A 20,517-nucleotide genomic window follows, 5' to 3' on the forward strand; every position below is an offset into this window, starting at 1 on the left:
GAAACATCGCCTGCATCGAGGGGAAGGCGATGTCCGCTGGACCCGCAGCGCCACCCCGGCATTGCCGATGCCTTCTACGCCCAGCGTGTGCGCGAACGGGTCGCGCGCGGCGTACTGGAAGTGCGGGGTGCAAAAGCGCCGGTGGCGGGAGCGCCTGCGCGTCCAGCGATGTACGCACGGGGCAGGCAGTCGGGACGACCCGTATCGGGGCATTTCACCGCATCCTGCAAGGCCTTCAGCCACAGTAGCCGCTGTCCGCTCGCACCCGCCGCATCCAGACTGTCCTGCATGACCGATCTCAATCGCCTCCGCGGCCGCATCACCGCGCTGGTTCTCAGTGAGGCCTGGCGCCGCCGTGCCGCGCTCTGGGGCGGTGCTGTGGCCGTAGCGCTGGTGGCCATCCTGTTTGCCAAGGCCAGCGACGCGGCCTTCCATCTGTTCCAGCGCATCACCGCGCACTCGCCGTGGTGGGCCCTGCTGCTCACACCCGGCATCTTCGCGTTGCTGGCCTGGCTGACCGCGGGTGCGCTCAAACCCACCCGCGGCAGTGGCATTCCGCAGGTCATTGCCGCACTGGACAGGTCGGACGAGTCCTTCCGCAAGACCAACCTGTCGCCCGCGGTCTCGGCGGGCAAGCTGCTGCTGACCTCGCTGTCCCTGCTCGGTGGCGCGTCCGTTGGTCGCGAGGGCCCGACCGTGCATGTGGGTGCCAGCCTGATGTACCTGTTCGGCCGCTGGTTCGGCTTCAAGGATCCGCGCGAACTCTCGCACTTCCTGCTGGCGGGTGGTGCAGCGGGCATCGCCGCGGCATTCAATACACCGCTGGCCGGCATCGTGTTCGCCATCGAGGAGCTCAGTGGCCGTTTCGAACATCGCTTCTCCGGTACCCTGTTGACCGCAGTGATCGTCGGTGGCGTGGTATCGCTCGGTCTGTTGGGCAACTACACCTATTTCGGCCATGTGAGCGCGCGCCTGCCGCTCGGCCAGGGCTGGCTGGCGATCCTGCTGTGCGGCGCAGTGGCCGGATTGCTGGGCGGATTGTTCGCGCGCGCGGTGTTGGCCAGTGCGGCGGGCCGCCCCCGTTGGCTCGGGCAACTGCGGCAGCGGCATCCCGTGTTGCTGGCCGCAGGCTGCGGGCTGGTGGTGGTGCTGCTGGCCCTGGCGTTCGGAGAAGGCGCATTCGGCACCGGCTACGAACAGGCGCGCAGCCTCGTGCAGGGGCAGGCGATGGTGGGCCACGAGTTCGGTCTGATGAAGCTGCTGGCGAATCTGGCGTCCTACGTGGCGGGCATCCCCGGCGGCCTGTTCTCGCCGGCGCTGGCGGTCGGTGCCGGTCTTGGGCATAACCTGGCGATGTTGATGCCGGGCGTGGATCCGCGTGCGTTCGTGCTGCTGGGCATGTGTGCCTACCTGACCGGCGTCACCCAGGCCCCGCTGACCTCGGCGGTGATCTCGCTGGAGCTGACCGACAGTGGTGATCTGCTCCTGCCGATCCTGGCCACGGTGCTGATCGCGCGCGGCGTGTCCGGGCTGGTGTGCCGGGTGCCGATCTATCGTGGGTTGGCGGAGCTGTTGATGGTGCCGAAAGCAGAGCCAGCTGACAGGCCTCACTGATTGCCTTGATCAACAGAACCAATCATCTCGAATCTTCACTCCTGTAGTGAAGCTGATTCCGCGCTGCACCGTCTACCCGATGCCGCGTGCGCCGCAGAAGATGCGTCCACGCCGGGGCTGCACCCGGACCCGCATCGAGAGCAACATGATTAACTGTCGTATCCGCAGCCTGGCGGCTGCCGTCCTGGCCCTGGCCAGTTCCCCCGCGCTGGCGATGTCCGGCGCGCCCATGCTGCCCAGCGAGCGCAGCATCGGTACCCTCGAACCGGTGGCGCGTTTCGAGGGTGCCATGCCCACCAGCGTGGCGGTATCTGAAACCGGGCGCATCTTCGTCAACTTCCCGCGCTGGGGCGATGACGTGAGCTGCAGCGTGGCCGAATGGCGCGACGGCCGCGCCGTTCCCTATCCGGATGCGCGCATCAACAGCGCGGACGGAGCCGACCCGGCTGCACACTTCATCAGCGTGCAGAGCGTGGTGGCCGATGGCCAGGGCCGGCTGTGGGTGTTGGACACTGCAGCGCCCGCATTCTCCGCACCGCAGGCCGGTGGCGCCAAGCTGGTGGCGATCGATCTGGCTACCAATACCGTGGCCAGGACACTGGTGTTCCCGGCCAACGTCATCGACGCGCGCACCTACGTCAACAATGTGCGCTTCGACTTCCGGGTCGGCCGCGAGGGCGTGGCCGACGTGACCGACTCGTCGCTGAGCGGTATCGGTGGCATCATCGTGATCGACCTCGCTACCGGTAGCGCCACCAAGCGCCTGATCGGGCATGTGTCCACGTCAGCCGACCCGACCTTCGTACCGATCGTGGAAGGGCAGCAGATGCGGCTGCGCAACGCGGATGGTTCGACCCAGCCGTTCACCGTGGCCGCCGATGGCATCGCCCTGTCGCCCGATGGCGCCACGCTGTTCTACACGCCCTTGTCCAGCCGTCATCTGTACAGCGCGCCGACCGCGCTGCTGCGCGATCCGAAGGTGAGTGAAGCGGAACTGGCGGCCGCAGTGGTCGACCACGGCGACAAGGGCGCCTCCGATGGCATGGAGATGGACGCCAACGGGCGGTTGTATGCCAGCGACTACGAGCACAACGCGATCCATGCCCGCGACGCGCAAGGGCGATGGACGACCGTGGTTCACGACCCGCGCATCCTGTGGCCGGATACGTTGTCGATGGGGCCGGACGGCTATCTGTACTTCACCGCCAACCAGCTGCACCGCCAAGCCGGATTCAATGGCGGCGTTGATCGGCGGCAGGCGCCGTACATGGTGTACCGCACGCGGGTGGATGCCGCGCCGGCGCCCACGAGATGAAGTGATCCGGTAGAGCGGTGAAAGTTCCTACGGCCCACTGGGAACACCGCCGATGGCATCGCGCCATCGAGGTGCTCACGCTGCAACGTATGCCTGCCTTTACCCCCGCCGCCTGGAGCCTGCAGGCCGTGCTTCGCCTGCTGCTGCCATTGCGCTGCCTGGTCTGTGACGACCCAGGCCATGATGGCCTTGACCTATGCCGCGCCTGCCTCGCCGAACTACCCTGGGCCGGCCGCGCCTGCCTGCGTTGCGCGCTGCCGCTGCCGGACGCCGCCCTGATCGTCTGCGGCAGCTGCCGCGAGGAAGCGCCACCGCAGACGGCCACCCATGCCAGCCTGTTGTACCTGCCGCCAGTGGACCAACTGTTGGTGCGCTACAAGTTCCATCAGGACCTGGCGGCTGGCCGCCTGCTGGCGCAGTTGATGCAGCGGGCACCGCCCGCCTGGTCATGCCCACCACTGGCGCCGGTACCCCTGCACCGCCGCCGCCTGCGCCAACGCGGCTACAACCAGGCCGCCGAGCTGTGCCGGCTGCTGCCGTTGCCGGTCTGGCATGGGCTGTACCGGCGGCGGCATACCGCACCGCAGTCCGAACGAACGGCCGAGCAACGCAGGGAAAACCTGTTCGATGCGTTCGATGTCGATGGGCCGGTGCCCACGCGCCTGACCGTGGTCGACGACGTGATGACTACCGGCAGCACGGTGGTGGAAATCGCCGAGACACTGCGCTGCACAGGCGCAGAAGAAGTGCGCGTGTGGGTCTGCGCGCGCGTGCCGTGATCGCTCTCTTCATCGCCGGGGGCTAGGATGAGGCCGGTACTGGACTGAAGGAGTAGCCATGAATTCCCCCTTGTCTCCCTTGTTGTCGGCGGTGGGTCGCAGCTGGTGGATCCTGCTGCTGTATGGGCTGGTTGCGCTGGGCTTCGGCATCATCGCCATCGGCTGGCCGCTGTCCGCCGCCATGGCATTGGCGTGGACGCTGGGCGTGATGGCCATCGTTGAAGGCGTCATCAGCCTGTTCGCACTGGTCAGCGGCGGCAGCGGCGCGTCGCGTGGCTGGCTGGCACTGTATGCCATCGCCTCGCTGGGTTTCGGCATCCTGGCGGTCATCAATCCGCTGGCCACGGCCAGCGTGCTGGTGCTGTTCCTGGCGGCGTGGCTGCTGGTGGCCGGCATCTATCGCATCGTGTTCGCGATCCGCGTGCGCAAGCAGATCCAGGGTGAGTGGCTGCTGATTCTCAGCGGCGTGCTGGCGGTGGTGCTGGGCCTGCTGTTCGCGGCCAACCCGTACGCGGGCGTGGCGGTGACCACGCTGTGGATCGGCATTGGCAGCCTGCTGTACGGCCTGCTGCAGGTGCTGGTGGCGTTCAAGCTGCGGAAGCTGAAGTGAGAACGGTGCTTGCGTTGTTGCTGGGCGCGGCACTGGCCATGGCCGGATGCACGCCGGGTGCCACGCCCGCGGTGCAGGCGGTCGAGGGACACGTACCGCGCGTGGGTGTGGATGTACGCCTGAGCGCGGTCGATGCGGACGGCAAGGGCAGGCAGGCGCAGTGGCAGGGCGAAACCCTGGCCCTGCGCGAGCCGCCGATCGCCGGCAGCGCCGACATTGCCGATGTGCGCTACGTGCTGGATCAGGACAAGCAACCTGGCCTGCAGATCCGCTATCGACCCGAAGCGCACCAGCGCATCCACGATGGCACGGCAGCACTGGTGGGCCAGCGCGCGGCGCTCAGCGTGGACGGCCGCGTGCTGATGGTGGCGACGGTGAAAGGCCCGTTCGGTGAATCGATGATGCTGAGCGGGCTGCCGAGCATTGCCGAGGCACAGGCGTTGGCGAAGCACATCACCGGTCAGTGACGGGCGCGCCAACACCACCGCGTTACGCGCGGAGGTCGACCAAGGTCGACCGCTACCGGGCGAACCGTGCCTCGATCTCCTCCAGCGACTTGCCCTTGGTCTCCGGCAGCCAGAACGCGGCTACCAAGAAGAACACGAAGGTGCACGCCGCCCAGAACACGAACATGCTGGCGTAGCCGTAGTGGCCCACCGTGGGCAGGAAGATGGCGGCGATGGTGGTCGACACGAACTGGTTGATCAGCAGCGCGATGCTCATGCCATTGGAACGGATGCGGTTCGGCATCAGCTCCGACAGTGCCAGCCACACGCACACGCCGGGGCCGACCGCGAAGAACGCGACGAACACCAGGATGCAGGCGGCCACGGCCCAGCCGTGTGCCGGTGGCGGCACCGGGCCGATGCGCGCCTGTTCAATGCGCAGCGGCGCCTGCGCGGCACTGGCCGGGTCGGCGAACGGGTTCAGATGCAGCGTGCGGAAGAATGCGCCGATCACGCTGTCTGGCTGTACGGTGCCGGTGCGGTCGATACGCAGTTCGCGATCAATCAGGTTGTCGCTGCGCACGGCGCGCACATTGGTGAAGTCGCCGTAGGCGTACGACACGGTCAGCTGCAGCGGCCGGCCCTCGCTGTCGATGCCAGCACCGAGGCGCTGCCACTGGGCTTCATCCAGCACCAGCTGCAGGCCATCGCCGTTGACCGCCGCCTGCAACTGCGGCTGCACATCAGCGCGACCGCGCTCGGCCTGGAAGAACAGCGTGGCCGCGGCCAGCAGGGCCACGCAGATACCACCGCTGCCGAGCATCAGCAGGAACTTGCGGCCCTTGCGGTCGACCAGCAGCAACGCGACCACGGTCATCACCGCATTCAGCAGCTTGATCGCCACGTCGGCGCCGTTGGCCACTGAACCGGACAGGCCGGCCTGGTTGAGGATGTTCACCGCGTAGGCCAGCACCGAGTTGATGCCGGTGGCCTGGGTGCAGGCCAGCACCACGCAGGCGAGCAGGAACGGCACCACGTAGCGGCGGCTGAGCAGCGGGTCGCGCTTGCTGTCGCTGCTGCTCGATTCCGGCGCCTGGATCTGCGCAAGGGTGGGCTCCACATCGGCAGCGGGCAGTACGCGCTGCAGGCTGCGGCGGGCTTCATCGATGCGGCCCCGGCGCACCAGCCAGCGTGGTGATTCGGACAGCCAGAAGATGCCGGCGCAGAACAGCAGGCCCGGCGCCAGGCAGGTCCAGAAGATGGTGCGCCAGGCGTGGTCCTTCACCGTGAACAGCTCCTGCGCCTGCTGTGCCAGCGGCAGCGAGCGCACGGTCTCGGCGGCGGCATCCACCGCATGTGCGTGGTACAGCCCGATCAGCGCGGCCAGCACCAGGCCGATGGTCAGCAGCAGCTGGAACATCGCCGCGCCGCGCCCGCGTCGCTCGGGGCTGAGCACTTCAGCCAGGTACAGCGGAATCACTACACCGATCAAACCGCCACTGATGCCCTGCAGCAGGCGGCCCAGCAGCAGCGGCGTGTAACCGGAGGCCAGTGCCATGATCGGAATCGAGGCGGTGAACAGCAGGCCGGCCAGCAGCATCGCGCCGCGGCGGCCGATCAGGTCGGCGATCATGCCGGCGAACAGCGAGGACAGCACGCTGCCCAGCAGTACCGCGGCCACCACGAAGCCGAGCTGCTGGCTGCTGAGCTGCCAGGCGTGGCTGGCGGTGGCTTCAAGATAGGGCAAGGCGCCGGCGATGATGCCGATGTCGATGCCGTACAGCAGTCCACCGAGGCCGCCGATGAAGAGCAGGTAACGTACGGGCCAGCGCGGAGCGGTGCTTGCAGTCATCGGCAGTTCCTGTGGTAGCGCCGGGCCAGGCCAGGCGGCGGTTCGTCGCAGAGTGCATTCTGTAGAGCCGAGCCATGCTCGGCTGCTTTCCGTTCCGATATCGAGGTTCCCCATGCCGCGCTTCGTGCGGTGAGCCGAGCATGGCTCGGCTCTACAGGGAGCCCGCGCGGCATCCGGGCCGCATCGCTTGCGTCAGGTCAGATCGATCACGCGCCCACCAATGACCACCTGCCGCAGGCGCAGTTCGGTGTCCAGTACCACCAGGTCGGCGCGGGCGTCGGGCGCAATGCGGCCGCGATCGCCCAGGCCCAGATAGTCGGCCGGGAAGGTGGAAACACGTTGCGAGGCGTCGGCCAGCTCCAGGCCGACGCGCACCAGGTTGCGCAGCGCCTGGTCCATGGTCAGCGCGCTGCCGGCCAGTGAACCGGTCGCCAGGCGCACGCAGCCGCCGCACTTGTGCACGCGCTGCTCGCCCAGCGCGTACTCGCCGTCGGGCATGCCGGTGGCGGCCGTCGCGTCGGTCACCGCATACAGGCGCGGGATCGCGCGCGCGGCCAGGCGGATCACGCCGGGATGGATGTGCTGCAGGTCGGGAATGATCTCGGCGTACTGTGCATGCGCCAGCGCCGCTGCGGCGATGCCGGGTCGGTAATGGTCGACACCGGTCATGCCATTGAACAGATGGGTGAAGCCGGAGGCGCCGGCCTGCAGCGCGGCTACGCCTTCCTCGTAGGTGCCGGCGCTGTGGCCGAGCTGCACGCGGATGCCCATCGCCGAAAGCGCGGGAATCAGTGCGGTGTGATCGCCGATTTCCGGTGCCAGCGTCATCACCCGGATCGGCGCCAGTGCGTGCAGTTGCTGCACCAGCGCCAGCGTCGCCTCGATCGTACGGTTGGGCTGTGCACCGAGCCGCTGCGGGCTGATGAACGGTCCTTCCAGATGCACGCCGACGATGCTGGCGGCGTCGGCATCGGGCGCCGCCATCGTCGCAGCCACGCCCTGCAGCGCGTGCTCGATCTCATCCAGGCCGGCGGTCATGGTGGTTGCCAGCAGCGTGGTGGTACCGAAGCGCAGATGGGTGCGCGCGATGGTGCGCGCCACGTCGCCGCCCTGCATCAGGTCCACCCCGGCCGCGCCGTGCACATGCAGGTCGATGAAGCCGGGCAGGATGACCGGCAGCTGCAGGTCGTCAGCACCACTGTGGTCATCCACCTGCAGCTGGCGCACGTGTGAATCGAAGTGTACCTGGCCACGCCGCCAGCCCAGCGGGGTGAGGATGCGGCCATGCAGGGAACGGATGTCGGTCATGCGGGAGGCTCGGCAATGATCACTTCGATACCCAGCCGCTGCAGCCCTTCGCGGGTTGCCTCGTCGATGCCGGCGTCGGTGATGATGGCGTGGATCTGGTCGAGGCGGGCGATGCGGTGCAGGCTGACACGGCCGAACTTGGAGGCGTCGGTCAGCACCACGATGCGGCGCGCGCGCTCGACCATGCGGTGGTTGAGGCGGGCTTCGGCCTCGTCGTGGGTGGTCAGGCCGAACTGCAGGTCCAGGCCATCCACGCCAAGGAACAGGGTGTCGAAGCTGTACGAGTTGAGGCTGGCCTCGGCCTGGCTGCCCTGCAGCGACAGCGACTGCTGGCGCAGCAGGCCACCGGTCAGCAGCACGGTGATGCCTGCGGCATTGGCCAGTTCCCAGGCGATGTTCAGGCCATTGGTCATCACCGTCACGTCGCGATGCGCGCGCAGGTGGCGGGCCAGCGTCATCGTGGTCGAGCCGGAATCGATGATGATGTTGTCGCCCGGCTGCACCAGGCGCGCAGCGCGCGCACCGATCGATTCCTTCAACGGCAGGTTCAGCGCGTCCTTCTCATGGATGTCCTGTTCCTGCGGCGGCGTGCGCACCAGGGTGGCGCCGCCGTGGGTGCGGTTGGCCAGCCCCTGCGACTCGAAGTGGGTCAGGTCGGCACGGATGGTCACCGCCGACACGCCGAAACGCTCGACCAGATCGGCCACCTGCACCGAGCCGTGCTCGATCAGCAGCTGCAGGATCTGTTGCCGGCGGGAGCGGGTGTTGCGCATGGCCATTCTCGGTTTCGCGGGGAAAGGTAGAGATTAGCCGTTCGCAGCAACTGCGGCAGCCGAACCTGCGTTCTGCGTGCGGGTTCCGGCCTGGTTGGCGCTGCAGGCGCGCGCGTACTCGCCCAGGCACAGGCCGATGCGGTGCTGCACCAGCGCGGTGGGGGTGTTGGCCAGCGTGCCCTCACGCACGGCGCGGTACTGCTCCGGCAGGTACTGGCTGAGCAGCACCAGTGGCGGCGCGTGCTGTTCCAGGTTGGCGAACAGGGTCTGCACCGCCTGCACCAGCGCGGGCTCGCCCCAGTAGTAACGGCAGCGGTCGCTGAAGGAGTAGCTGCGCAGCAGGCGCAGCGCGGCGTCATCGCCCTGGTAGTAGGACTGCCAGTACTTCGGCTGCGCCACCATCACCTCGTCCAGCACCTGCGGCAGGCGCGAGCACTGTGCCGCCGGCAGCAGTTCGGCCTCGATCGCGGCCAGCGCGAACAGCGCTTCGCGGTAGGCGAAGGTGGCCGCGGGCCCGACCTTGAGGATGGCGAAGTGGTCGCGCACCAGCGCGTGCAGGCCGCTCTCGCGCTGGTAGTCGGTGGAGTGCGCTTCGAACACGATGCGTGGCTGCTGTTCGAGGAAATCGGCCAGCGTACTGGCAGCCGCGGCGTCGTACTCGTGCACGCTGCTGTGGTCGAAGTCCACGCCCGGCTGCACCACCATCGCGATCACACGCTGCCACGCATCGCGCAGCTGCGAGGTATCGAAGGCCTGCCGGTGGATGGCCAGGGTCTGCGCGGCGGCGGCCGGCGTGGTCACCTGCAGGCCCTCGGCCAGCGAGGCTTCGCCTCCGGGAATCGGCACTTCGGTACCGATCACGTAGACCGGCGGCGGCAGGCCATGTTCGGCGGCGGTGCGTTCGGCGATTTCGGCCAGCTCGGCCGAGCGCGCAGCGACGATGGCATCGGGCAGCGGCACCGGATCATCGGCGCAGGACATGCTGCAATCCAGATGGATCTTGTGGAAACCGGCGGCGACGTAGGCTTCGATCAGCACGCGCGCGTGGGTCATCGCTTCGGCCGCCGGGCGCTTCTGCCAGGCATTCGGGCCGAGGTGGTCGCCGCCCAGCATCAGCCGCTCGCGCGGGAAGCCTTCTTCATCGGCCAGCGTGCCCACGTAGTCGCGGTACTGCGGCGGGGTCATGCCGGTGTAGCCGCCGAACTGGTCGACCTGGTTGGAGGTGGCCTCGATCAGCAGCACGGTGCCATGCGCCAGGGCGACGTGCATGGCCGCGCGCAGCACCTGCTCGTTGCTGCAGCAGACGCTGTACAGGCCGACGTTGGCGCCGGCGCGGTGGGAAGCAAGCAGGGTCTGCAACGGGGACATGGTCAGGCTCCGGAGATCAGGAAAACGAGGGTTGGCAGGCGAGCAGGGCGGCACCACGTGCGCCACCGGCATCGCCGAACCGTGGCGGCACGATCGGCGGGACCTGCACGCCATTGAACAGATGGGTGGCGATGGCGGCCGGCAGCTGCTGGTACAGCGGCGCGTACTGCGAGAGTCCGCCGCCGAGCACGATCACGTGCGGGTCCAGTGCCAGCACCAGCGCGGCCAGGCTGTGGCCGAGCAGGTCACGATGGATGTCCAGCGCCTTGCGCGCGCGGGCATCGCCGGTTTCGGCCAGCGTGATCACCGCACTGGCGTCGACGGCGCTGCCTCCGAGGTGGCGCTCGATCATGGCCAATCCGCTGCCGGACACATAGCGCTCAACGCAGCCCTGCAGGCCGCAGCCGCAGTCCAGCAGCGGCAGGCCATGGCGCTGCAGCAGATGGCCGGGCACGCTCCAGTGGCCCCATTCGCCGGCCAGGCCGTTGAAGCCGGACAGCAGCCGGCCCTGCAGGCAGAAGCCACCGCCGGCACCGGTGCCGAGGATGGCGCCGAACATGCTGGGGTAGCCATCGGCGGCGCCGCCGTGCGCTTCCGACAGGGCAAAGCACTGCAGGTCATTGCCGAAATGCAGCGAGCGTTGCAGCCGCGCCTGCAGATCCTGCGCCACGCATTGACCGGTCAGTGCGGGCACGTTCGCGCTGAGCTGGCGGCCGCTGCGGCGGTCACGCACGCCGGGCAGGGCAATGCCGATGGCCGCATCATTCCGGCCCAGCGCGGCGTCGGCCTCGGCCACCAGCGTCACCACGGCCTGCAGGAAACCATCGTAGTCGCCCTGCGGCGTGGCCACGCGGCGGCGCCAGGTGACCTGCATCGCCGCATCGCACGCCACCAGCTCGATCTTGGTGCCGCCGATGTCGATGCCATAGCAGGCGTGGGCGATCAGCTCAGCCATGGTGGATGGTGACGCCCTTGACGACGCGGTTGACGGTGCCGTCCGGGAACGGGTTGTCCGGGGTCAGTCCCAGCGCGGCCGAGCGCTGCAGCGCGAACAGCTGCGCGAAGCCCAGCCACACCGGTGCCAGCCACGGATCGTCCAGCGCCGGTACGGTGAGGGTGTAATCGTCATCGGCGCCGATGTCCGAATGTGGACCGATCGCCAGCACCTGCCCGGCCACGCCATCGCGGCGCAGTTCGTCCAGCAGGTCCTGCTCGTAGCGGCGCGCGAGCGGCTGCACGCTGCGCAGCACCACCACCAGGGTGTTGCCATCCAGCGTCGACTTGGGACCGTGACGGAAGCCCAGTGGCGTGTTGGCCAGCGCCAGAACGCGGCCAGCGGTCAGCTCCAGCACCTTCAGTGCACACTCGCGGGCCAGCGCTTCCAGCGGGCCGCTGCCAAGGTAGATCACGCGGTTGAACGGGCGCTGCGCAAGCGTTGCCACTGGTGCGTCCCACTGCGCCTGCCCTTCGCGGGCCAGCGCGGCGATCTGCTTCAGGCGCGCCACGCGCGCATCCCACGGCGAGCGATCAAACACCGTCAGTGCCGCCAGCAGCATGCAGGTCAGGCTGCTGGTCATGGCGAAGGCACGGTCGCAGCTGGCCGATGGCATCAGCAGGGTGCACGTATCGCCACGGCCGGCGCCACGGCGGGCCAGTTCGCCATCGGCGTTGCAGGTGATGTCGAGGAAGCGCGCGTCGTCCACGTCGCTGCGCACGCGATCCACCGCTGCCACGCTTTCCGGGCTGGAGCCACTGCGGCCGAACGACACCAGCAGGGTCGGGCGGTCACGCTGCAGGTACAGCGCCGGGTGGGTCAGCAGGCTGGTGGTGTGCACCACGCGCACCTCGGCCGCCCACTGTGCGTTGATCGCGTCGGCCACCATCTCGGCGATGAAGCCGGAACTGCCGGCGCCGGTGAACAGCACGCGCTGGTTGGGATCGTTGAGGCTGTCGCCGAGGAAGGCCTGCAGGCGGTCGCGGGCACGCGACAGGTCCTGTGCGAGTGCTTCCCACAGCGCAGGCTGCTGGGCGATTTCGATTGCGGTATCGGCTCCGCCAAGGCGCTGCCAGGCGGACACATCGGAAAGCAGGGTGACGTCCATTCGGAGGTTCCAGTTGGGCCAGCGCACCATCTGTGTTTTCTTTCGAAATGTCAAACATCGAAAGTAAAAAGAAAGAAAATGGCCGAGTGGCTTTCCCAGTCGCGGAATGACCATGAAAACGAAAGGACGGGTCAAATGCCGTATCGCACAATGCTTAACAGGCGACTGCAAGCGCTTACACAAAGTATTGCGACGCAACAACTTTCGTTTCAATGGAATATATCTTCCTTTTTCCTTTCAATTTGTTGACATCTTTCGAATCGCTGCCCTAGAGTCGGCCCAATCGCTTTCGAAACGCCCGGTGAACGGGTTGGGAGTCCGCGTGGAAAACTGCGTACGTCGCTCGCCGCTGATGCTGGCCCTGTTGCCGGCCTTGATGCTGGCGTCCATGACGGCCCGGGCCGAGCCGGTCGGAAACCTGCGATTGGTCAGCGCCAGCGCCAGCCGCGATGGCGTGCAGGGCTGGGACCTGCAGACCGACAAGGGCGCGCGCATCCGCATTGAACTGCCGGCGACCGACATCATCCGCGTGCAGGCCGGCCGCAACGGCACGTTGACCGGCGCCGGCGACAAGGCCGCACCGATCGTGCTGCCGCAGCCCAAGGCGAACGTGCAGGCGCAGCTGGAAGAAGACGCGCAGGAAATCCGCGTGCGTACCGACGCACTGGTCCTGCATGTGCAGCGGCAACCGCTGCGCCTGCGCCTGGAACGCCTGGACAACGGCCAGCCCACCGCGCTGTGGCAGGAACTGCAGCCGCTGGACCTGGAGGCCACGCAGAGCGTGCAGGTGCTGTCCTCGCAGGCCGATGAGGGCTACTTCGGTGGCGGCCAGCAGAACGGCCGCTATCAGTTCAAGGGCCGCGAGCTGGAGGTGTCCTATTCCGGCGGCTGGGAAGAGGGCGACCGCCCCAGCCCGGCACCCATGCTGCTGAGCAGCCGTGGCTGGGGCATGCTGCGCAATACCTGGAGCGATGGCAGCTACGACCTGCGCCAGCCCGACCAGGCCACGCTGCTGCATCGCGAAGACCGCTTCGATGCCTACTACTTCGTCGGCGCGGACCTGCCCAAGCTGATCGAGCGTTACACCCAGCTGACCGGCCGCCCGAACATGGTGGCGCGCTGGGCGCTGTCCTATGGCGATGCCGACTGCTACAACGACAGCGACAACAGCAAGAAGCCCGGCACCGTGCCCGAAGGCTGGAGCGACGGCCCGACCGGCACCACGCCGGATGTGATCGACAGCGTGGCCAAGCAGTACCGCGCCCACGACATGCCCGGTGGCTGGATCCTGCCCAATGATGGCTACGGCTGCGGCTACAAGCAGTTGCCGGAAACGGTGAAGGGGCTCGCCGGCTACGGCTTCCGCACCGGCCTGTGGACCGAGAACGGCGTCGACAAGATCGCCTGGGAAGTCGGCAAGGCCGGCAGCCGCGTGCAGAAGCTGGACGTGGCCTGGACCGGCAAGGGCTACCAGTTCGCGATGGATGCCAACCGCCAGGCGTTCAACGGCATCCTCGACAACTCCGATTCGCGCCCGTTCCTGTGGACGGTGATGGGCTGGGCCGGTATCCAGCGCTACGCCGTAGCGTGGACCGGCGACCAGAGCAGCAGCTGGGATTACATCCGCTGGCACGTGCCGACCCTGGTAGGTTCGGGCCTGTCCGGCATGGCGTACGCCAGTGGCGACGTCGATGCAATCTTCGGCGGCAGCGCCGAGACCTTCACCCGCGACCTGCAGTGGAAGGCGTTCACCCCGGTGCTGATGGGCATGAGCGGCTGGTCGTCGAACGCGCGCAAGCACCCGTGGTGGTACGACGAGCCGTACCGCAGCATCAACCGCGACTACCTGAAGTTGAAGATGCGCCTGACCCCGTACATGTACGGGCTGGTGCACGAGGCCGCGCAGACCGGCGCACCGCCAGTGCGGGGGCTGATGTGGGACTACCCGCGCGACCCGCATGCACAGGATGAAACCTACAAGTACCAGTTCCTGCTCGGCCGCGACCTGCTGGTGGCGCCGGTGTACCGCAGCCAGGCCGCCAGCCGTGGCTGGCGCCGCGACATCCACCTGCCGGCCGGGGGGTGGATCGACTACTGGGACGGCCGTCGCGTGCAGGCCGGTGCCGACGGCCGCCAGCTGGACCGCCAGGTGGACCTGGCCACGCTGCCGGTGTTCGTGCGCGCCGGTGCGATCCTGCCGATGTACCCGTCGATGCTGTTCGACGGCGAAAAGCCGCTCGATGAAGTGACCTTCGACCTGTACCCGCAGGGCGACTCGCAGTACACGTTGTACGAAGACGATGGCAACACGCGCCGTTACCAGCAGGGTGAGTCGAGCACGCAGGTAATCCGCGTGCAGGCGCCTGCACTGGGCAGTGGCCCGGTGCAGGTGCAGATCGATGCGGTGCAGGGCCAGTACAACGGCCAGCTGGCGCAGCGTCGTTATGGCCTGCGCGTGCTCAGCCGGCAGGCGCCACGTGCAGTGCAGGCCGGTGGCCGCGCGTTGCCAGCGCTGGCCGATGCGGCGGCGTTCAACGGTGCGGCTGAAGGCTGGTACTTCGATGCCAAGGAGCGCCGTGGCACGCTGCACGTGCGTACCGCTGTCCAGGACATCCGCCAGCCGCTGCAGCTGCAGCTGGACTTCGCGGCGGCCGCTGCGGCCGCCGACGATGCCTATCCGGCCGCGCCGGTACTCGGCCGCGAACTGCCCGCAGACAGCCTGCTGATGGTCAACCGCCCGGCCGAGGAGCCCGGCCATGCGCTGGAGAACGCCTTCGATGACGATCCCAACACCTGGTTCCGCAGCGTGCGCAACCAGGCCGTGCGCACTGGCGCGCACGAGTGGGTGATCGGCTTCGGCGAACGCAGGATGATCGATGGCATCGACATCGCGCCGCGCAACGACAAGAACTGGAAGCACGGCCAGGTGCGCGATTACGAGGTGTACCTGGGCGACAGCAATGGCGAGTGGGGCGAGCCGATCGCCCGTGGCCGCCTGCAGCTGAAGGAAGGCGTGCAACGCATCGACTTCCCGGCCCATGCCGGCCGCCTGCTGCGCTTCCGCGTACTGAGCGTGCAGAACCCCGAAGGCGACAGCGCCAGCAGCACCGACCCGATGGTGACCGCCGCCCAGGGCAGCGCCCGCGCGTTCGATGCACTGCAGCCGCGCGACGTCGGCCCGATCGCACTGTCCACCTTCCACATCCTCGAACACCAGGAACCGGAGCGACCGGCCCGGCAGCGCTATCTCTCCGAGCTGCCGGTGCCGGCCGCGCTGGCCAGCCAGCTGCGTACCGACCAGTCCTTCCGTGGCGACGCCGGCATGCGCATGAACGGCCTGCAGTTCCGCCGTGGCCTGGGAGTCGGCGCCAACAGCCGCATCGACCTGCGCCTGCAGGGCGGCTGGCACCTGCTGCGTGCCGACCTCGGCATCGACGACGCCTGCCGCAACGCCGGCGGCCTGCAGTTCCAGGTATGGGGCGACAACCGCCTGCTGTACGACAGCGGCCTGGTGAAGGCGCCCGGCGTGGTCAAGCCGGAGCTGGACATCCGTGGCCTTTCCACCCTGAGCCTGCGCACGCTGGGTGCGCAGGGCAGCCAACCCGCCCAGGTCTGTGCCAACTGGGCCAACGCCGTACTGATCGGCCAGGAGGGCGACTCCGCCAGCATCGTCGCCCCATGACCCCCACGTAACACCGCTCCTCCCCCGCCCCATCCCGACTACGGCCCTCATGGCCGTGGCCCGGGAGCGTTTTGCCCGCCGAACGCCCACGCGCTCACTCAGTTGCGCCGCACCCCTGCCAGGAGAGAACCCCGATGTTGCCCGCCCGCCACCACCGCCCCCCCTGCCGCCCGATCGCTCCGCTGACGCTGGCCATTGCCGGCGCGCTGTTCTCGCTTGCTGCTCCTGCCTTCGCCCAGGAGAGCAAGGACAACGCCACCGACCTCGCCCGTATCGAGGTCACCGGCTCCAACATTCGTCGCACCGACGTTGAAACCGCCTCGCCGGTGCAGGTGATCAGCAAGCAGGACATCCAGAACATGGGTGCGCGCACGCTGCTGCAGGTGCTCGACAACCTGCCGGCCGCGCGCCCCGCGCAGCAGGATGCGCGCTCGCTGTTCACCGGTTCCGATGGTGCCTCGCAGGCCAACCTGCGCGGGTTGGGCGCACAGGGCACACTGGTGCTGCTGAACGGTCGCCGCCTGTCGTACTACGGCGCACCGGCCGGGTTCCAGACCCAGTTCGTCAACATCGATGCGATCCCGGCGGCGGCCATCGAGCGCATGGAAGTACTGACCGACGGCGCCTCGGCGGTGTACGGTACCGACGCGGTGGCCGGCGTGATCAACGTGATCACCAAGCGCAACTTCCAGGGTGCCGAGATCAGCTTCACCAACGACACCTCCTCGCGCATCGATTCCTACGGTGAGCGCCAGGCCAGCATCACCGCCGGCTTCGGTGACCTGGCCGAGAACCGCTTCAATATCTATGGCGCGGTCAACATGTACCGTCGCGACGCGATTCCGCTGAGCGATTTCTACGACAAGCGTCCAGACCAGTACTACGTCAACAACCCGAACTACCTCAACAACCTGCGCCTGGGCGTGGGCAGCAGGCCGGGCGAGTTCAACCCGGGCACCTACTTCGCCTTCGATCCGGTCACCGGCCGCCGCGTGCAGGAAGCCGCGCCGGGCTGCAGGAACGTGCTGACCAGTGAAGCGGCCGGCCCGCGTTGCGTCTGGGAAACCTGGATGAACAACGAGATCGATGCCGGCGCCAAGTCCGAGCGCAACACCGCCTACCTCAACGGCACCTTCCTGGTCGGTGACAACACCGAGATCTTCGCCGAGGCGACCTATACCGACATCGACCTGCGCGCCAACGGCGGCACGCCGCGCACCTATGGCACCACGACTGGCAACCCGACCAGCTGGTTCTCGCGCAACACCGGCAACACCGTCAACCAGTTCCTGTACCCGTTCCTGGGCCCGAACAACGAGTACAACCACGCCAGCCCGCAGTTAAAGGCCATGATGGGCGGCGTGGTCGGCCTGAACTACCTGCTGCAGGATGCCGGCCCGAACTACTTCGGCCAGCGCAATACCGACAAGAGCTACCGCGTGCTGGCCGGTGCGCGTGGCAACCGGGGCGACTGGAACTGGGAAACCGCCTTCGCCAGCGCCGGTACCCACTCCACCACCTACCAGACGATCAACGTCAACACCAAGGGCTTCGAGAAGGCGTTCGGGCCGTACACGATCGATCCTGGTACCGGTCGGGTGATCATCTCCGACCACCCGGCGTACAAGTTCGGCGAGATCAGCGAAGCCAACGCCGCGTTGATCCGTGAAGCGTTCCCGACCTTCGACATCCAGTCGTGGACCCGCCTGCATACCCTGGACGGCAAGATCGAAGGACCGCTGTTCCAGCTGCCGGCAGGCGAGATGCGCGCCGCGTTCGGCTTCAACGCCAGCCGTGAGACCTTCTACACCCCGGGCAATGCCGATGCGGCCAATGGCCTGATCACCCAGCAGGGCGGCTCGTGGTTCGACGGCAAGCGCAACACCTACGCGCTGTTTGCCGAGACCGTGGCACCGATCACCGACAAGCTGGAACTGGATGCGGCGGTGCGCGTGGACAAGTACCCGAACTTCAGCGCCAACATCGCGCCGAAGATCGGCTTCAAGTACCAGGCGTTCGACCAGCTGATGCTGCGCGGCACCTATTCCACCGGCTTCCGCGCACCGAGCCTGGCCGAGTCCGGCAACGGCGGCGTATTCGCCCAGCTCGGCGGCTTCCGTGACGAGCTGCGCTGCAACGAGACCAACGCGATCGCGAACCTGCTGCTGAAGTCGCAGCGGCCGGGTGACGTCGATCTCGGCAAGACCCTGCTGAACGTCGATTGCAGCCGTACCGTGGCGCGCATGACCCAGCCGAACAAGGATCTGAAGCCGGAGAAGGCGAAGATCGCCACCCTCGGCTTCGTCTACGAGCCGGCGAGCTGGCTGTCGGTGTCGGCCGACTACTGGTTCATCTACCGCAACAATGAAATCGTCGCGCCGGACTATCGCCGCATGGAAGACATCATCTCGATGTCGCGCTCGCCGATCACCGACAGCGACCGCGCCAACCTGGCGCAGCTGGCGGCAATGTGCGCCGATCCGGCCAGCGGCGTGAGCTGCCCGGCCACCCTGCCGGGCTACTCCGCCGGCAACGTGGCCAGCGTGGTCGGCCAGTACAAGAACCGCGGCAAGACGCTGATCGACGGCTTCGACATCGACGCGCGCAGCCGCTTCTCGCTGGGCGACTGGGGCAACCTGAACATCGGCCTGGCCGCCACCATCGCCAACCGCAACCGCTTCTACATGGACGCGGAGAACGGCTGGTACTACGGCGACGTGGTGGGCTACTACAACAACCCGCGCCTGCGTGCCACGCTCAATGCAGACTGGACGTACAAGCAGGTGACCACCAGCATGTTCGTCAACTACGTGGGTGGCACCAAGTGGGCTACCGACCAGATCGACGAAGAGAGCAACAACAAGGAAACCTGCACCGGCGGCTACCTGGCCCTGCAGAAGAGCAAGTGCGATGGTGCACCGTCGTGGTGGACCGCCAACATGAGCGTCACCTGGCGCCCGGACGATGCGTGGAACCTGAGCTTCACCGTCAAGAACCTGTTCAACCGCCTGCCGTTCTACGATCCGAACAGCTTCCTGGGTGACTCCAGTGACTACGCCACCATCTTCGGCCGTGGTTACAGTGTGACCATCGGCTACCGGTTCAAGTAATTCCGTTTGCGTGACCTGGCGTGCCGGCTGCGGCCGGCACGCTGCCAAGAGGAGAGATGTCTGCCATGAAGCGTAGGGAATTCATCGCGGCCAGTGCCGCTGTCGCCGCCAGCAGCCTGCTGCCGCAGACCCCGGCATGGGCACGCGGGCGCAAGGTGCGCCTGGCCATGATCGGTACCGGCATGCGCGGGCTGGTGCTGCTGAAGGAGCTGGTGCGCCGCGACGACGTCGAAGTGGTTGCCCTGTGCGACGTCGAGCCGATCATGCTGGGCCGTGCCACAGAGATGGTGGCGAAGGCCGGCAAGCCCGCGCCGAAGACCTATGGCCAGGATCGTGATACCAACGCGTGGAAGCGCCTGCTGGAACAGAAGGGCATCGATGGCGTGATCATCGCCACGCCGTGGGAGTACCACGCACCGATGGCGATTGCCGCCATGCAGGCCGGCGTGGCCGTGGGCTGTGAAGTGGTGGCCGGCATCACGCTGCAGGACCACTGGGACGTGCTGAAGACCCAGCTGAGCACCGGCACCCCGTACATGCTGCTGGAGAACGTCTGCTACCGCCGCGACGTGATGGCCGCGCTGCAGATGGTGCGCCAGGGCCTGTTCGGCGAACTGGTGCATCTGCAGGCCGGCTACCAGCACGACCTGCGCGGCGTGAAGTTCAATTCCGGCGACCCCAACCAGCCCTACGACAGCGGCGTGGAGTTCGGTCCGAAGGGCTGGAGCGAAGCTCGCTGGCGCACCGAGCATTCGGTGCAGCGCAACGGCGAGCTGTATCCCAGCCACGGTATCGGCCCTTGCGCGATGTATACCGGCATCAACCGTGGCAACCGCTTCACCCACATCAACGCCTTCGCGACCAAGGCACGCGGCCTGCACGAATACACCGTGGCCAAGAGTGGCGGCAGCACCCACCCCAGCACCAAGGTGAAGTTCAAGCTCGGCGATATCGTCACCACCACGCTGGCCTGCGAGAACGGCGAGACCATCCTGCTGCAGCACGACACCTCGCTGCCGCGCCCGTATTCGATGGGCTTCCGCGTGCAGGGCACCAAGGGCCTGTGGATGGACGTCAACCATTCGATCCACATCGAAGGCCGCAGCCCGCCGCACCAGTGGGAAGAGTTCAAGAAATACCAGGACGCGTACGAGCACCCGCTGTGGAAACAGAATGCCGACACCGCCGCCAGTGCCGGCCATGGTGGCATGGACTGGTTCGTCATCCATGCCTTTGTTGAAGCGCTGAAGGCCAAGGCACCGATGCCGATCGACATCTACGACGCGGTGACCTGGAGTGCGATCACGCCGCTGAGCGAGCAGTCGATTGCCAACAGCTTCCAGACGCTGGAGTTCCCGGACTTTACTGCTGGTGCGTGGAAGACGCGCAAGCCGATCTTCGCGTTCGACGGTAAATACTGAGATTCATCCCTTCCATGCTGTGACGGAAATGCCGGGCGATGCCCGGCGTTTCTGTTTCTGGAGGCATTCGCCTTGTAGAGCCGAGCCCACGCTCGGCTGAGTTTCCGACACGCTCCCCCCCCCCTGAATCAGAAAAC

At 67.3% G+C, this 20,517-nt stretch carries 14 protein-coding genes; 8 read left to right on the forward strand and 6 right to left on the reverse strand.

Annotation, left to right across the window (positions count from 1 at the left end; genetic code table 11):
- Positions 1-288: 288 nt before the first annotated feature.
- The 5 genes from AC5P7S_RS00565 (at position 289) to AC5P7S_RS00585 (ending at position 4,785) form a co-directional block, all read left to right on the forward strand.
- The gene (locus tag AC5P7S_RS00565) at positions 289-1,614 is read left to right on the forward strand and encodes a chloride channel protein (RefSeq protein WP_095378217.1); all 1,326 of its coding nucleotides are present in this window, start codon (positions 289-291) and stop codon (positions 1,612-1,614) included.
- 145 nt (positions 1,615-1,759) lie between these two features.
- Positions 1,760-2,929 (forward strand): L-dopachrome tautomerase-related protein, encoded by a 1,170-nt coding sequence (locus AC5P7S_RS00570; protein ID WP_095378257.1) that lies wholly within the window; start codon positions 1,760-1,762, stop codon positions 2,927-2,929.
- A gap of 89 nt (positions 2,930-3,018) precedes the next feature.
- Complete coding sequence (locus AC5P7S_RS00575) at positions 3,019-3,708, forward strand: ComF family protein (protein WP_095378216.1); 690 nt, start codon at positions 3,019-3,021, stop codon at positions 3,706-3,708.
- A gap of 58 nt (positions 3,709-3,766) precedes the next feature.
- On the forward strand, positions 3,767-4,318 hold the full coding sequence (locus tag AC5P7S_RS00580) for an HdeD family acid-resistance protein (protein ID WP_049400854.1): 552 nt from the start codon (positions 3,767-3,769) through the stop codon (positions 4,316-4,318).
- Between the two features lie 38 nt (positions 4,319-4,356).
- Entirely contained in the window at positions 4,357-4,785 is a 429-nt protein-coding gene (locus AC5P7S_RS00585) for a SecDF P1 head subdomain-containing protein (RefSeq protein ID WP_050562723.1), read from the forward strand.
- 52 nt (positions 4,786-4,837) lie between these two features.
- On the opposite strand, the gene AC5P7S_RS00590 is transcribed toward AC5P7S_RS00585, so the two are convergent.
- The 6 genes from AC5P7S_RS00590 to AC5P7S_RS00615 form a co-directional block, all read right to left on the reverse strand.
- Positions 4,838-6,616 carry an MFS transporter gene (locus AC5P7S_RS00590; protein ID WP_095378215.1) on the reverse strand — a complete coding sequence of 593 codons (1,779 nt, stop codon included), beginning with the start codon at positions 6,614-6,616 and terminating at the stop codon, positions 4,838-4,840.
- A gap of 192 nt (positions 6,617-6,808) precedes the next feature.
- A complete protein-coding gene (gene nagA, locus AC5P7S_RS00595; RefSeq protein ID WP_095378214.1) occupies positions 6,809-7,924 on the reverse strand; it encodes an N-acetylglucosamine-6-phosphate deacetylase in 1,116 nt (371 codons plus the stop codon).
- Positions 7,921-8,697, reverse strand: a complete 777-nt coding sequence (locus AC5P7S_RS00600; protein WP_005420109.1) for a DeoR family transcriptional regulator — start codon at positions 8,695-8,697, stop codon at positions 7,921-7,923. The genes nagA and AC5P7S_RS00600 overlap by 4 nt, the downstream gene beginning before the upstream one ends.
- A 33-nt stretch (positions 8,698-8,730) precedes the next feature.
- A complete protein-coding gene (locus tag AC5P7S_RS00605; RefSeq protein WP_095378213.1) occupies positions 8,731-10,065 on the reverse strand; it encodes a D-tagatose-bisphosphate aldolase, class II, non-catalytic subunit in 1,335 nt (444 codons plus the stop codon).
- 16 nt (positions 10,066-10,081) lie between these two features.
- Positions 10,082-11,020 (reverse strand): ROK family protein, encoded by a 939-nt coding sequence (locus AC5P7S_RS00610; protein WP_053496824.1) that lies wholly within the window; start codon positions 11,018-11,020, stop codon positions 10,082-10,084.
- Complete coding sequence (locus AC5P7S_RS00615) at positions 11,013-12,167, reverse strand: SIS domain-containing protein (protein ID WP_005420100.1); 1,155 nt, start codon at positions 12,165-12,167, stop codon at positions 11,013-11,015. The genes AC5P7S_RS00610 and AC5P7S_RS00615 overlap by 8 nt, the downstream gene beginning before the upstream one ends.
- Positions 12,168-12,489: 322 nt before the next feature.
- Here AC5P7S_RS00615 and AC5P7S_RS00620 point away from each other — a divergent pair, with 322 nt between their 5' ends.
- The 3 genes from AC5P7S_RS00620 (at position 12,490) to AC5P7S_RS00630 (ending at position 20,380) form a co-directional block, all read left to right on the forward strand.
- The gene (locus AC5P7S_RS00620; protein WP_095378212.1) at positions 12,490-15,849 is read left to right on the forward strand and encodes a TIM-barrel domain-containing protein; all 3,360 of its coding nucleotides are present in this window, start codon (positions 12,490-12,492) and stop codon (positions 15,847-15,849) included.
- Positions 15,850-15,983: 134 nt separating this feature from the next.
- On the forward strand, positions 15,984-18,959 hold the full coding sequence (locus AC5P7S_RS00625; protein WP_495213582.1) for a TonB-dependent receptor domain-containing protein: 2,976 nt from the start codon (positions 15,984-15,986) through the stop codon (positions 18,957-18,959).
- A gap of 65 nt (positions 18,960-19,024) precedes the next feature.
- Entirely contained in the window at positions 19,025-20,380 is a 1,356-nt protein-coding gene (locus AC5P7S_RS00630; RefSeq protein ID WP_095378916.1) for a Gfo/Idh/MocA family protein, read from the forward strand.
- Positions 20,381-20,517 lie beyond the last annotated feature (137 nt).

Source organism: Stenotrophomonas sp. YJH_SMC_32 (assembly GCF_059369975.1).

Coding starts and splice junctions, on each gene's coding strand:
- AC5P7S_RS00570 (WP_095378257.1), top strand. CDS start 1,760: ATGATTAACTGTCGTATCCGCAGCCTGGCGGCTGCCGTCCTGGCCCTG.
- AC5P7S_RS00630 (WP_095378916.1), top strand. CDS start 19,025: ATGAAGCGTAGGGAATTCATCGCGGCCAGTGCCGCTGTCGCCGCCAGC.
- AC5P7S_RS00565 (WP_095378217.1), top strand. CDS start 289: ATGACCGATCTCAATCGCCTCCGCGGCCGCATCACCGCGCTGGTTCTC.
- AC5P7S_RS00580 (WP_049400854.1), top strand. CDS start 3,767: ATGAATTCCCCCTTGTCTCCCTTGTTGTCGGCGGTGGGTCGCAGCTGG.
- nagA (WP_095378214.1), bottom strand. CDS start 7,924: ATGACCGACATCCGTTCCCTGCATGGCCGCATCCTCACCCCGCTGGGC.
- AC5P7S_RS00600 (WP_005420109.1), bottom strand. CDS start 8,697: ATGCGCAACACCCGCTCCCGCCGGCAACAGATCCTGCAGCTGCTGATC.
- AC5P7S_RS00610 (WP_053496824.1), bottom strand. CDS start 11,020: ATGGCTGAGCTGATCGCCCACGCCTGCTATGGCATCGACATCGGCGGC.
- AC5P7S_RS00615 (WP_005420100.1), bottom strand. CDS start 12,167: ATGGACGTCACCCTGCTTTCCGATGTGTCCGCCTGGCAGCGCCTTGGC.
- AC5P7S_RS00575 (WP_095378216.1), top strand. CDS start 3,019: ATGCCTGCCTTTACCCCCGCCGCCTGGAGCCTGCAGGCCGTGCTTCGC.
- AC5P7S_RS00590 (WP_095378215.1), bottom strand. CDS start 6,616: ATGACTGCAAGCACCGCTCCGCGCTGGCCCGTACGTTACCTGCTCTTC.
- AC5P7S_RS00605 (WP_095378213.1), bottom strand. CDS start 10,065: ATGTCCCCGTTGCAGACCCTGCTTGCTTCCCACCGCGCCGGCGCCAAC.
- AC5P7S_RS00585 (WP_050562723.1), top strand. CDS start 4,357: ATGGCCGGATGCACGCCGGGTGCCACGCCCGCGGTGCAGGCGGTCGAG.
- AC5P7S_RS00625 (WP_495213582.1), top strand. CDS start 15,984: ATGTTGCCCGCCCGCCACCACCGCCCCCCCTGCCGCCCGATCGCTCCG.